The organism is Clostridioides sp. ZZV14-6154, from assembly GCF_020657785.1.
Taxonomy (GTDB): domain Bacteria; phylum Bacillota; class Clostridia; order Peptostreptococcales; family Peptostreptococcaceae; genus Clostridioides.
This window is the reverse complement of the sequence record NZ_JAGWCY010000001.1, coordinates 302,632-316,605: the sequence shown is the minus strand read 5'-3', so window position 1 is coordinate 316,605 and position 13,974 is coordinate 302,632. Positions and strand designations below refer to the sequence as shown.

At 28.2% G+C, this 13,974-nt stretch carries 14 protein-coding genes; 5 read left to right on the top strand and 9 right to left on the bottom strand.

What is annotated here, in order from left to right:
* Positions 1–7: 7 nt before the first annotated feature.
* Together eutH and KGF45_RS01445 are read left to right on the top strand one after the other, a co-directional pair.
* Positions 8–1,099 carry an ethanolamine utilization protein EutH gene (gene eutH / locus KGF45_RS01450; protein WP_227841649.1) on the top strand — a complete coding sequence of 364 codons (1,092 nt, stop codon included), beginning with the start codon at positions 8–10 and terminating at the stop codon, positions 1,097–1,099.
* 1 nt (position 1,100) lies between these two features.
* Positions 1,101–1,574 (top strand): cupin domain-containing protein, encoded by a 474-nt coding sequence (locus tag KGF45_RS01445; protein WP_227841648.1) that lies wholly within the window; start codon positions 1,101–1,103, stop codon positions 1,572–1,574.
* Between the two features lie 88 nt (positions 1,575–1,662).
* On the opposite strand, the gene KGF45_RS01440 is transcribed toward KGF45_RS01445, so the two are convergent.
* Positions 1,663–3,261, bottom strand: coding sequence for a peptide chain release factor 3 (locus KGF45_RS01440; RefSeq protein WP_227841647.1), 1,599 nt, complete (start codon positions 3,259–3,261; stop codon positions 1,663–1,665).
* Positions 3,262–3,664: 403 nt separating this feature from the next.
* Positions 3,665–4,264, bottom strand: a complete 600-nt coding sequence (locus KGF45_RS01430) for an ABC transporter ATP-binding protein (RefSeq protein WP_227482658.1) — start codon at positions 4,262–4,264, stop codon at positions 3,665–3,667.
* Positions 4,265–4,433: 169 nt separating this feature from the next.
* Here KGF45_RS01430 and KGF45_RS01425 point away from each other — a divergent pair, with 169 nt between their 5' ends.
* The 3 genes from KGF45_RS01425 (at position 4,434) to KGF45_RS01415 (ending at position 7,918) form a co-directional block, all read left to right on the top strand.
* The gene (locus KGF45_RS01425; protein ID WP_227841646.1) at positions 4,434–5,792 is read left to right on the top strand and encodes a hypothetical protein; all 1,359 of its coding nucleotides are present in this window, start codon (positions 4,434–4,436) and stop codon (positions 5,790–5,792) included.
* Positions 5,785–6,423 (top strand): OmpA family protein, encoded by a 639-nt coding sequence (locus KGF45_RS01420; protein WP_227841645.1) that lies wholly within the window; start codon positions 5,785–5,787, stop codon positions 6,421–6,423. The genes KGF45_RS01425 and KGF45_RS01420 overlap by 8 nt, the downstream gene beginning before the upstream one ends.
* Before the next feature lie 331 nt (positions 6,424–6,754).
* The gene (locus tag KGF45_RS01415) at positions 6,755–7,918 is read left to right on the top strand and encodes a ComEC/Rec2 family competence protein (RefSeq protein WP_227828045.1); all 1,164 of its coding nucleotides are present in this window, start codon (positions 6,755–6,757) and stop codon (positions 7,916–7,918) included.
* 146 nt (positions 7,919–8,064) lie between these two features.
* Here KGF45_RS01415 and lexA read toward each other — a convergent pair whose 3' ends face one another.
* The 7 genes from lexA to accD form a co-directional block, all read right to left on the bottom strand.
* On the bottom strand, positions 8,065–8,700 hold the full coding sequence (lexA, locus tag KGF45_RS01410; protein WP_227828092.1) for a transcriptional repressor LexA: 636 nt from the start codon (positions 8,698–8,700) through the stop codon (positions 8,065–8,067).
* 102 nt (positions 8,701–8,802) lie between these two features.
* Complete coding sequence (locus KGF45_RS01405) at positions 8,803–9,930, bottom strand: tyrosine-type recombinase/integrase (protein WP_227828044.1); 1,128 nt, start codon at positions 9,928–9,930, stop codon at positions 8,803–8,805.
* 374 nt (positions 9,931–10,304) lie between these two features.
* Complete coding sequence (locus KGF45_RS01400; RefSeq protein WP_227841644.1) at positions 10,305–11,150, bottom strand: hypothetical protein; 846 nt, start codon at positions 11,148–11,150, stop codon at positions 10,305–10,307.
* A gap of 29 nt (positions 11,151–11,179) precedes the next feature.
* The gene (locus KGF45_RS01395; RefSeq protein ID WP_227841643.1) at positions 11,180–11,551 is read right to left on the bottom strand and encodes an ACT domain-containing protein; all 372 of its coding nucleotides are present in this window, start codon (positions 11,549–11,551) and stop codon (positions 11,180–11,182) included.
* Between the two features lie 153 nt (positions 11,552–11,704).
* Complete coding sequence (locus KGF45_RS01390) at positions 11,705–11,965, bottom strand: stage V sporulation protein S (RefSeq protein ID WP_003424039.1); 261 nt, start codon at positions 11,963–11,965, stop codon at positions 11,705–11,707.
* 188 nt (positions 11,966–12,153) lie between these two features.
* Positions 12,154–13,098: an acetyl-CoA carboxylase carboxyltransferase subunit alpha gene (locus KGF45_RS01385; protein ID WP_227839433.1), complete on the bottom strand. Its 945-nt coding sequence runs from the start codon at positions 13,096–13,098 to the stop codon at positions 12,154–12,156.
* Between the two features lie 20 nt (positions 13,099–13,118).
* Positions 13,119–13,973 (bottom strand): acetyl-CoA carboxylase, carboxyltransferase subunit beta, encoded by an 855-nt coding sequence (gene accD / locus KGF45_RS01380; RefSeq protein WP_227828040.1) that lies wholly within the window; start codon positions 13,971–13,973, stop codon positions 13,119–13,121.
* Position 13,974: the final 1 nt, after the last annotated feature.

The window sequence follows — 13,974 nt, the reverse complement described above, 5'->3', positions numbered from 1 at the left end:
GGGAACTATGAGTATAAATGAAATTATAATCTATGTAATGGTAGTCTTCATGGTACTTGGGGCTATAGATAAATGTATAGGTAGTAAATTTGGTCTTGGAGAACAATTTGAAGAAGGTATAATGGCAATGGGTTCACTTGCAGTTGCAATGGTAGGTGTTATATGTCTAGCACCAGTTCTTGCTGATGTATTAAGACCAATTGTAGTACCAGTGTTTGATATGCTTGGAGCTGACCCAGCTATGTTTGCTGGAAGTTTGTTAGCTAATGATATGGGTGGTGCACCACTTGCACTTGAGCTTGCAAAAGACCCTAATGCTGGATTATTTGGAGGATTAATAGTAGGTGCTATGATGGGACCTACAATAGTGTTTATAATACCAGTTGCACTTGGAATAATTGAAAAAGAAGACCAAAAATTCTTAGCAACAGGAATACTTGCAGGGATAATAACAATACCTATTGGAGCATTTGTTGGTGGATTAGTTGCAGAATTTGAAGTAATGATGGTTCTTAGGAACTTGATACCAATAATAATATTTGCAGTCGTTATAGCACTTGGATTATTGAAATTTGAAAATGCTATGATAAAAGGATTTACATATTTTGGAAAGGGTGTAGTGATAGTTATAACTTTAGGACTTGCTGCTGCAATAGTTGAAGCCTTAACAGGTATAGTTGTAATACCTGGAATGAAGCCAATAGGTGAAGGTATAGAAATAGTTGGAGATATTGCAATAGTTTTAGCAGGAGCATTCCCATTAGTATTTGTTATAACAAAGGTATTTAATAAACCATTAATGGCTTTAGGAAAAGTTCTTGGAATGAATGATGTATCAGCTGCAGGGCTTGTTGCAAGTTTAGCTAACTGTATACCAATGTTTGGTATGATGAAAGATATGGATAATAGAGGAAAGATAATAAACATAGCATTTTCTGTATCAGCAGCATTCGTATTTGGAGACCACTTAGGATTTACAGCAGGATTTAATGCTAATATGATAACACCAATGATAGTTGCTAAATTAATTGGTGGTATAACAGCAGTCTTATTAGCTATGGTTATAGCAAGTAAGACATTAAAGAAGGAGAATGTATAAGATGGATATAGCAAATATAGATAAAAACTTAATTGAAACATTAGTAAGACAAATAATAGAAGAAAAAATAAATGGAACTAAAGATACTGTAGATTTTGTTAGAAATAAAGATGTTAGTGGAATAACTTCTATAAAATTACCAACTGTAAAGGTTAGTGAATCTGATAGATTAGATACAGGAAACCCAAGCGATGTAGTTTACACAAAAGATTTATTTACATTAGAGGAAAGCCCAAGATTAGGTTGTGGTATGATGGAAATGAAGGAAACAACTTTTGACTGGACTCTAAACTATGATGAAATAGATTATGTAATAGATGGAACTTTAGATATATTAATAGATGGAAGAAAGGTTTCTGCTTCTTCAGGTGAGTTAATATTTATACCAAAAGGAAGTAAGATACAATTTTCTGTACCTGATTATGCTAGATTTATATATGTAACATATCCAGCAGATTGGGCATCTCAAAATTAACAAGAAACTGAATTAAGTTAATAATAATCAAATAAATGTTAATCCCCCTACGTTTAAAAATAGACGTAGGGGGATTAACATTTATTTTTTATAGAGAAGTTTCTCTTAAAACTACATTTTCATTTCTCTCAATTAGATGTCTAATAGACCATTCATTTTGAAATAACAATACTGGATTGCTATTTTTATCTTCAACTAATATTGTATCCATTGGTATTGAAAGCTTATCCGATTTAAAAGTATCAGGTTCAATCCAACGTATATAACGATAAGGTAGTGTGTTCATTATCATATCAACACCATATTCTTGTTTTAGACGATATTCTAAAACTTCAAATTGAAGAACTCCAACTACTCCTACAATAAGTTCTTCCATACCAAAATTAGGTTGTTTGTATATCTGTATAGTACCTTCTTCTGATAATTGTGTAAGACCTTTTAAGAACTGTTTTCTTTTAAGAGCATTCTTTGTAGATACTCTTACAAAATGTTCAGGAGCAAATTGTGGTATGCCAGTGTACTGTAAATTTGATTTTTTTTCACTTAATGTATCACCAATATTAAATATTCCTGGATCATGTATCCCTATAATGTCACCTGGATAAGCTGAATCTATTATAACACGGTCTTGTGCTACAAACTGTTGAGGTTGTGAAAGTTTAACCTTTTTGTTTCTTTGTACATGAGTTACTGTCATACCTTTTTCAAATTTACCAGAGCAAATTCTTAAAAATGCAATTCTATCTCTATGAGATTTATCCATATTAGCTTGAATCTTAAATATAAATCCTGAGAAGCTATTAGAATTAGGGTCAATATCACCTAAATTACTGCTACGAGGATTTGGCGGAGGTGTTATTTCTAGAAACGATTCTAAAAATGGTTCTACACCAAAGTTAGTAAGGGCACTTCCGAAGAACACAGGTGTCAATTCACCATTTAATACTCCATCTAAATTAAAATTATCTCCAGCAATATCTAAAAGTTCAATATCTTCTAGTAGTTTTTCATGAAGAGCATCACCTAATAAAGTGTTAAATCTTTCGTCAGATATATCTCCAGTTGTAGAATTAGCAATAGATTGTCCATGGTTACCATCATCAAATAGTTCAACTTGATTTTTATGACGATTAAACACACCTTTGAACTCTTTACCAGAACCAATTGGCCAGTTTACTGGGCAAGAGCGAATTTCTAGAACATTTTCAATATCTTCAAGTAGTTCAAAGGGATCCTTTCCTTGACGGTCCATTTTATTTATAAAAGTAAAAATTGGTATTCCTCTCATTTTACAAACTTGGAATAATTTCTTTGTCTGATCCTCGACACCTTTAGCAGAGTCAATAACCATTACTGCACAGTCTGCTGCCATAAGAGTCCTATAAGTGTCCTCACTGAAATCTTGATGCCCTGGAGTGTCAAGAATATTTATACAAAAGTTATTATATTCAAATTGAAGAACACTTGATGCAACAGATATACCTCTTTGTTTTTCAATTTCCATCCAGTCAGATACTGCATGTTTTTGAGATCTTCTTGATTTAACCGATCCTGCTTCACGAATGGCACCACCATATAATAGAAACTTTTCAGTTAATGTAGTTTTTCCTGCATCGGGATGGGAAATGATTGCAAAGGTTCTTCTTCTTTTAACTTCATCAATCAAGCTTAAATTTTGTTCTGTCATTTTTTATCATCCTTTATTTTAATTTTACGATTATCCAAATATAAAAAATTATATTTATTAATAGTTTTAAAATGAACATAATTTTCCATATGCTATAAAAAACTACAATCCTATTAATATTATAACTTTATTGCAAAACTGTCAATATAGAAACCTTTATTTCACACTCAATTGCACTCTCAAGAGACTCATCTTTTTCAACTTTACCACCAGGAAACTCCCGCATATTTGGAAGACTCATTTGTTGGGATATTAAAGCACATAATATTTCATTATATTCATTATTAAATCATGGAATAACCAGTATTAGAGCATTAAATCATTTGGAGTAAGAATAGAGGATGATATGATAAAAGAGTTAGAATCTAAATGGATGTATTTAAACAAAAAAATAGATTAATTTCTAAAGTTGCACTTTTATAGAAAGGGCATCACCAATATCATGCGTAACTAAAATAGTAGACTTATTTTCATTTTTAATAATACTATAAACATCATCACAAACCAACAATCTAGTTTGATAGTCAAGAGCTGAAAAAGGTTCATCTAAAAGTAAAACATCTGGATTTACAGAAAGTGTCCTAATAAGAGCAACTCTTTGTCTCATACCACCAGATAATTCTTTAGGATACATACTTCTGAAATCCCATAGTCCATAAGTCTTTAAAAGCTCTTCAACTCTATCTAAAGATTTTTTATCTTTTTTTCCTTGAATTTCCAAACCAATAGTTATATTATCCATTATATTTCTCCATTCAAGCAGATTATCTTTTTGAAACATATATCCAATATTTCCAGTAATCTTTACATCACCACTAGTTGGTTTTAAAAGATTAGTAAGAATATTTAAAATTGTAGACTTTCCGCTTCCAGAAGGTCCGAGTAATGTTAGTATTTCGCCTTCTTTCAAATTAAAATTGACATCCTTTAATACTTCAAGCTCGCCTTCCTTAGTGTAGAAGTTCATATTGATATTTTTAACTTCTACTATGTTGTCATTCATCATGCCACCCCCTATAACTTTTAGCTCGTATATATTATGTTATTAACATTACAACCTATTTGTACCATTTTTCATAAATATAATATAAATATTTTGTTTATTTACGTATTTTCTTAGTAACTTGTACGTATAAATTAGAGATAAATAAATTATAAGGTAGGGGATAAAATTGAGTAACATAATAACTAATTTGATAGAGTCAATATTTACTAATCCAATAACTATATTATTTTTACTTGCAATAACTTTGTATTCTATTTTTAAAATTGTAGAAAACAACAAGTTGTATTTGTTTGTAAGTTCAAAACTAGAAGAAATCAACCGAGACTATAAAACGAGTGTGTTTTATAGCAAAATAAGGAATGATTACTATACATATAGTAAAGAAAATCCTTATGCTGATGTAAATATAACTTCATTTGTAGAAGAAGTTGTATCAGATTTAAAATATAATAACTTACCGATATTAGAAAAAATTAGAAGCATAAAAAATTCATCTTCAATAAGTATATTACTTGGAGTTTTAGGTACCTTTGTTGGACTTTCTACAATGCTTTTATGTGTTGATACTAAAGATATTATAAATTCACTTCCTTCGACTATTAGTAGCATGCAAACTGCATTTACAACTAGTATATTTGGAGTGGTATTTTCTCTAATTATAGGATATTTTACAAAGATAAAAGACTGTGAACATGTTTTGATACAAATAATGTTAAAATCTGAGAATCTACTGACATCTGAGGTAACTCATATTAAATCAGAAAGAATGGACTTAAAAGTAGAAGAAGTAAAAAATACAATAAAACAAATAAGCAAGTCTATAGAAGCTATTGAAAAATTTGATAAAATATCTAAAGACTTAAATGATTTTAATGATGAATTTATCAGTGGAATAGAAGCTTTAAAAAGTCTTTTAGAAGGCTCTCAAAGTTCTATTAAGACATTTGACCAAAGTGTAAGAAAATTAGATAAACAGTTTAATATTTTAAATGTAAAATTTGTGAAACTGTTTGATAAGTATGATAATCAAGATAATATAAATAAGGAAATTCTATTTGATATAAAAGAATCATCAAAAAATATATATAATTCCACTGAAAGCCAGCATAAAATTAAAGATTATATAAGAAATATAAATGCAGGATTTGCTTTATATGAAAGAAGTGCTCAAGATTTGTTAACTAAATTAATGACTCATGAAAACAAAATATCTCAAAATCAAAAAATTCTTTTAGATGAAAAATACACTCTAGACGATTCAATTAAGAATCTTTCAAGTATTATTGAGAACTTTTCTAATGACTTACAAACCAAACTAGATATAATGTTTGAGAATTCTTTAGACATTCAAGATAAGCTAGATGTTATGTTTAATAACTCCTTCATGCAAGATGAAGTTCCTCTTGATAGTGAAGATTTATTTGAAAATAATATTGATAGCATATTTAATCCTTTGAGTGAAGAAATTTATGAGATAGAAAAGAAAGAAATAAAGGCCATAGGTGAGGATGAGTTAAATGAATAATAAATATAGAAGAACTGTTAACAGAGAATTTGAAAAGAGTAGTTTCTGGCCAACATTTACAGATTTATTATCCACTGTGTTGATGGTTGTAATTCTTATCTTATTTAGTTCAGAAAGTATCTCAGGCTCAGTTGAACAAGATTTAGCTAAAAATGTGAATGCTTCTGTTGAAGAAACCTTTAAAAAAAGTGGTATACCTGTGAAAGTGGATAAGGCTAATGGTCAAGTAACTTTTGGTGAAAGGACAATGTTTGATGTAGATAGTGATGTCTTGAAACCAGAGGCTAAAGAGATGTTAAAAATGTTTGTTCCAAAGTACATAGAAACTATTTATAAAGATTATGGCGACTATATATCTAAAATAGTTATAGAAGGTCATACAGACGATGTAGGAAGCTATATCTATAACTTAGATTTATCACAAAGAAGGGCATATAGCGTTGCTAAATTTATAGTAGGAGATGAAATAGGTAATTATAAATATAAAGATGAAGTAACTAAACATATTATTGCAATAGGTAGGTCAAAAGCTGAACTCGTAAAAAATGGAGATAATAGTGTAAATAGAGATGCATCTAGAAGAGTAGAGCTAAAATATGAAATAAATATTAATCAAAATAAATCAAAATAAATAGTTAAAAAATTATAAAAAAAAAGAAGGCAGTTGGTGTGAGCTTTAAGCCTTCTTTAAGGAAAAAGTTTATTTATTTTTGTTGATATTTAATATATTATAAGTTTTGGAAGAATTTTGCAATATTTTAAACATAAATGGTCGTTTAAAATGCATAACTGGGTACTACTGATGTAAAATAATTCATTTTATATAATATAAAACTTATACAGTGTCAATTTTTTTTATTATTATTTTATAAATGCTAATTAAAATATTATGTAAAAAAATATCATAAAAACGCATATCATGTTATAATTACTAGTGTATTATGAAAATGGAGGCGTAGTTTGTGATAGAAAAAAATATAAATAACAAAAAAAATTCTAAAGTTAAATCCTTAATATTTCTGCTAATAATCTCTGTATCTATTTATTTAACTGGTTGTAGCAGTGCAACAGACAGTGAAAATAATCAATCAAATAACCAAGAAACTTTATCTAGTAGTATATCAAGTGATAAAAATGTAAAAATTCATTTTATTGACACTGGAAATAGTGATGCAATATTAATTCAAGAGGGCAAAACTTTTATATTGATAGATGGGGGAGATAACGATGATGAGAATTTAATGGTAGACTACCTAAATAATCAAGGGGTAAAAGATATTAAATATCTTATAGCTACTCATTCTCATGCAGACCATCTAGGGGGACTTGATTCTGTTGTAAAAAATTTCAATATAGAAAATGTTTTTGTATCAAATGGTTCAGCAGAAACAAAGAGTTACAGAGATTTTATAAATGCTTTAGCAAATAAAGATTTATCTCCAAGTGTACCTCTTGAAAATAAAAAGTTTTATCTTGAAGATTCCTATTTTGAAGTTCTAAATACAAATGGAGGAGATACTACTAATGAACAATCACTAGTACTTGCATATACTAATGGTAACGATAAAGCCTTATTTACAGGTGATGCTGAAGAAGGTACAGAAAAAGAAATACTATCAAAACTTGGAGAAGTAGACCTTTTAAAAGTAGCTCATCATGGTTCTCGTAGTAGTTCATCTCAGGCTTTTTTAGATAAAGTTAACCCTGAATATGCAGTAATTTTAGTTGGAAAAGGTAATTCATATGGTCATCCACATGAAGAAACAATGAACAAATTAAAAAAGATGGGTGTAAAAGTACATAGAAGTGACGAATGTTCAGATATAGTATTTGAATCTACAGGTGATGGAGTTTTTACAAGCTGTAAAGATGGAAGTTACAAAAAAGGTGTTAGAGAAGATGGAAGCTCCGAAAAGTCAAATAACAATACAGGCCAGAATGAATCCTTAAATAAGGAACAAAATGCATCGAATTTGTCAAAAATAGTGTATTTTACTCCAAAAGGGAAGAGTTATCACTCAACAAAAAATTGTAGTGGACTTTCAAGAAGTAAAAAAATATTATCAGGTTCAATTGCAGAAAGTAAGAAAAATGACCCATGTGATATATGTTATGGAAAGCAATAGTTAAAATATAGGAAATAATAAATAAAAAGCAAATAATACAAAATAGTAAATACATATAAAAATAAGCTATTCCAAATAGATAAAATAAAGAAATTAAGATATATTTTATCTATTAAATAGCTTATTTTTTTGATATTCTTTAATAGTTATTTTATAACTCTAAATACACCAGTTACAATACCTACAATTTCAACTTCTGAGTCTTTAAGCATAATTGGTTCCATAAAATCATTTTCTGGTTGAAGTCTTATCAAGTTTCCTTCTTTAAAGAATCTCTTGACCGTAGCAGATTCACCATTTATAAGTGCAACTACTATCTGAGAATTTAAGGCTGTATTTTTTTTGTCTACTACAACGTAATCTTCATCTAAAATTCCTGCATTAATCATACTTTCGCCTTTTACTTTTAATACAAAGTTATTACTGCCCTTTACTAAACTGGCAGGGAATGGAATATATTCCTCTATGTTTTGTTGCGCTAAAATGGGTTCTCCAGCTGTTATTTGACCTACTAAAGGAAGTTCTATTATTTCCTGGTTAGCTCCAGAAACATCATTGACTTTACTACGCTCCAAAACTTCAATAGCTCTTGGTTTAGTAGGGTCTTTTCTTATGTATCCCAGTTTTTCAAGTTTATTTAGATGAGAGTGCACAGTTGAAGTAGATCTTAACCCTACAGCAGTACATATTTCTCTTACAGCAGGTGGATAGCCTTTTAATATGATTTGAGATTTTATAAATTCCAGTATTAAAACTTGCTTTTCAGTTAGATCTAAATACATAACATCACTCATTTCCAAACATATTTTGTTTTTATTTCCATACATTTATATTTTTAATTATAACATAATCCATTTATATCTGCAAACATTTGTTCCTGATTTTTAATCATCTTCAATCCATTCAAAATTCTTAACTATATCACGTTTTACATTTTTTTTATGTGCAGCATAAAGTTGAGTAGTCGTGACATTATCATGGTCGAGTAAATTTTGAACATCGTATATAGAAAATCCTGTTTGAATCAGAGAGGTAGCAGCAGTTGCTCTTAATTTATGAGGGCTATATCCATTATCTCTAGTTGTATCTAGTGGAATAGATGTATATTTTTTTACAAGTGTTCTTATAGCTTTTGCTGTAATTCTTTTATTTTGAAGAGATAAAAATAATGCATCTTTAACTTCATCATTTAGTAAATCATCTCTTGTTCTTTCATTTTGCAAATAATCTTTTATTACATGTTCACAAGTATGATTTATAGGCATTAAGACTTCTTTTCCACGTTTTCTATATATTTTGAATTCACCTCTTGAAAAATTAAAAGAGGAGATATTAAGTTCTCTAAGTTCATTTAATCTAAGCCCATATGTAACAAATAGAGCTAATATAGCCTTATCACGTAATCTAGTTTTTTTCCAATAAACTTTTTCTTTTTCAGTAAGACCTTCACCAGTTTCTACTGATTCTAACATTTTTGCAACTTCATCTATTTCAAGACGTTTAATAGCATCTGGTTGTGGTTTAGGTAGCTTTATTGGATTAAATCCATCAGTTATGTTATTATCTATTTGAGAATTTCTATATAAAAATTTAAATAGAGTAGAGATGGATGATTTTTTTCTTGCCAGAGCTCTATTATTATTTTCAAAAATTAATGTGTTTTTTTCTGTATTTTTATAATATCTGCTGCAATAATCGCCTAAAAATAAGTTTATATCTCTTGATTTTATCATGTTAAAATCACTTTCTGTAATGTCTTTTATACAATCTGCACTTGTTAGTTCCTTTGTCTCAATCATGTATAAGCAGAAAAACTTTATATCTTCTAAATAAGCAAGTCGTGTAGAGACGGCAACAGAACCTTTTAGATATATAAAATAATCTTTCATAAATACAGGAAGTTTATTTTCCAAAAGTAGACATTTTTCTATAAGTTCATTTTCTTTGATGACAATATTATCAGGTTTATCAGATTTATTATGTACTTTTATAATTTTCTTATCATTATTCAAATTTAAACCTCCTAAAATTAAAATATGAATATTTGTAAGTTATTTTTATTAATAACTATGAATATTTGTAAGTTATTTTTATTAATAACAATGTAGCTATGTTAGCATAAATATTTAATTTAATCAATTAATGTATTTTTTAAGAGATTAGTAGCGCTCTAATTGGTTTTCGCACTAACTATTCCCTAAATCCACATTTAAAGACTAGTTCGATTCAAGTACTCTTTTTAAATTTCTCAATATATGTTTAATAAATATTCACTAAAATATATTGAGAAATTTTATGCTTTAATAAAATCTTTTTCAATCTTGAATTTTACTATCTTTTCAAGGAAACTAAAATAAGAAAACTAAAAATAGTAAAATTTAGTATCTTAATTAAAATTTTTAAATGGACTTACCAAACTTAAAATATAAGATATTATGAGAGTTACTATTGAAAAAATAAGCCCTATCGTCATAAAAAAACTTACAAATATATTGTACTTTACTATTAAACTAGATATATTTAAGCTATTAAGCCCAAATAAGTATGTAATTAGACTAATTGCAAATATAACTATAACTATAAAACTCAAACCCTTTAAACTGCTTTTCAAATCAGCACTACTAAGTGACATATGAGTGGAAATTGAATACATTAAAAACATAAATATAAAATATCTTAATGAATATATATCAGGTGTTAACAATATTGTTTTTACAAAATTAGAAACATCATCTAAAATAATCTGTATAAAACCCGCTATATTAAAATTATTAATCATACTTACATATAACTTTAAATCTATGTTTTGTGTTATTTTGATGTAACTATCTGGTAATAGTATTCTAAAAAGTACAATAATCATCATTGTTCCACCTATAATTGGAGCAATTCCTATAAAAAAATTTCCTATACTCTGATAAATATTATCTTTTTTATAACTATGATTTACATATCCTAATACTCCATCATTTTTACTTTCAATTGGTCTAAAGAATTTTACTGAATTTATTTTATGCATAAAAATCAAACACATTATTAAATGACTCAATTCATGTATAAAAGTTCCAACAGCTCCAGTTACAATGACACCAGTTTTTCCAAAAGATAAAAAGATAAATTTATTATTTAAATTTTCTATAATACTAAAAATTAATCCAAATACAATAAATATTTCTATAAAACAAAAGATATTTATTATACTTATTTTAAAAATCTCAACTATATGAATCATAAACTAGAACCTCGCATTTAAGTCTTCAACTACTCTATCTCATATCCATTACAGTTTAAAATTTTACAAGCATTTTTTATATCTTTTTCTTTTATTAAAATATAATCTGTATCATATGTAGAAATTGCAAATATACTTATTTTATTATCAGCTAATAACCCACTTATCTTAGATAAAATTCCTATAAGTGAAAAATCTAAAGGACCTAAGATTTTAAGTATTCTCCATTCTTTTTCTGATTTAATATCAGAAGGGATATTGTTGTTTGAACATACAATGCTCAATTCATCATCAGTTTTAGTTATAGAGTAAAAATTTTCTGTATCTATCCATGTTGGTATTTCACTGTTATTATTTAATCTACATACTGCATACTCTTTTAAAAATAGTTTTAATTTCATAATCTACATCTCCTTCAAACTTATTTGTTTAATTAAGATTATACATTAAAAATTATATAAAATAAAATATATTAAAGTAAAAAAGGTTCACTACAGGGCATCATTTCCATAGTCAACCTTTAAAACTTAATTAAATTCTAACAAAAAGATATATTATCTAGGTTCAATTATAAGTTTGATGGCAGTTTTCTTATCACCTTCGATTTCTATATCAGTAAATGCGGGAATACACACTAAGTCCATTCCACTAGGTGCAACAAAGCCTCTTGCTATTGCAATTGATTTTATTGCTTGATTTAGAGCTCCAGCTCCTATAGCTTGTATTTCTGCAATACCTCGTTCTCTCAGTACTCCAGCCAAAGCTCCAGCTACAGAATTAGGATTAGATTTTGATGAAACTTTTAGTACTTCCATTTCAACATCTCCTTGTTAATTTGTTAAAGTATCCATTACCTAAAGTACTAAATCATAATTGCCATTTACTAATTACAATCATCATTTAAAGTATACTTTTATAAAAATATACTTCTATAATAGATTTAAGAAAACCTTTATTTTTTAAAACCATTTTATAATGAAAAATCTACAAATTTCTTTATATTCTATAAGCATTTTCCAATATTTCTAAATTTATTATACCTTTGAGACATTATTTCTTCTTTAGGCATATCTTTATAATGATTTAATCTTTCTAAAATATAAGACTTCATTTCCTTTGAAACAGCTTCTACATCTTTTTGTGCACCGCCAAGAGGTTCTTTTATAATCTTATCTATTATTTTTAAATCATATAAATCATTACTTGTAAGTTTCATAACATCACAAGCTTCTTTTGCTTTAGATGAATCTTTAAATAAGATACTAGAAAGACCTTCAGGTGAAATTACAGAATAAACTGAGTGTTCTAACATACACACATCATTACCTACTCCGATTCCTAAAGCTCCTCCACTACCACCTTCACCAATTACAAAGGTGATTACTGGAACAGAAAGTTTACTCATTTCAAGTAAGTTTCTTGCAATAGCTTCTCCTTGTCCTCTTTCTTCTGCCTCTAAGCCACAAAAAGCTCCTGATGTATCAATAAATGTCACTATCGGTCTGTCAAATTTTTCAGCTTGTTTCATAAGTCTTAACGCTTTTCTATATCCTTCTGGATGAGGCATACCAAAGTTTCTTTTTATGTTTTCTTTAGTATCTCTTCCCTTTTGGTGACCAACTATAGTAACATTAAATTTTCCTATTTGCCCTATTCCTCCAACTATAGAAGGGTCATCTTTATAAAGCCTATCTCCATGAAGCTCTAAAAAATTAGAACAAATATGTTCTATGTATTCCAAAGTTGTAGGTCTTTTTATATCTCTACTTAACACTACCTTTTCATATGGTGATAGATGTGAAAAGGCATCTTCTTTAAGCTTTGCTAATTTTTCATTAAGAGAGTTTATTTTATCACTTAAATCTATATTATTTGCCTCAGAAATAGCTACTAATTGTTTAATATCATTTTCTAAGACTTTTATTTTATCATTATTATTTTCAATCAAAACAGTTCCTCCTTTATGCCCTATTTCTTGTGCATAGCAAGAATTTGATACAATACTTCCTTCATTTTTCTTCTATCTACTATCATGTCAATAAAACCTTTTTCAAGTAAAAACTCAGAAGTTTGAAATCCTTCAGGAAGTTTTTGATTTATTGTTTGTTCTATCACTCTTGGACCTGCAAAACCAATTAATGTATTTGGTTCAGAAATTATAATATCTCCGAGCATAGCAAAACTAGCAGTTACTCCTCCAGTGGTAGGGTCAGTTAAAACTGATATATATGGTAATGACTTTTCTTCAAGCTTAGCAAGTGCCTGAGAAGTCTTTGCCATTTGCATAAGAGATACCATACCTTCTTGCATTCTAGCTCCTCCTGAAGCAGAACAAATAATTATAGGTAAATTGTTTTTGGCAGCATATTCTATTGAGTAAGTTATTTTTTCCCCAACAATAGAACCCATGCTTCCCATCATAAAATCAGGATTCATTACACAAATAACTGTTTTAATTCCATTTAATCTTCCATAACCTGTGACAACAGCTTCTGACTCATTCGTTTTTTCCTTATAAGAGTCTACTTTTTCTTTATATTTAGGAAAGTTTAATGGATTTTGAAATTCTATATCAGAATTAAATTCCATAAAAGTTCCTTTATCAATCAATAAATTTATTCTATTTCGTACTCTTAAACCATAATGTCTTGAACATTTTGGACATACAAATGAATTTTCTTCTATGTCTTTTCTAAATACATGACTATCGCATCCTTTGCAATAAGTCCAAAATTTATCATCTACACTATTCTTTTTAAAGTTGTCATCTAAAGAAATCGTAACATACTTAGATTCTTTTGATGATAAAAATTTTTTTATCATA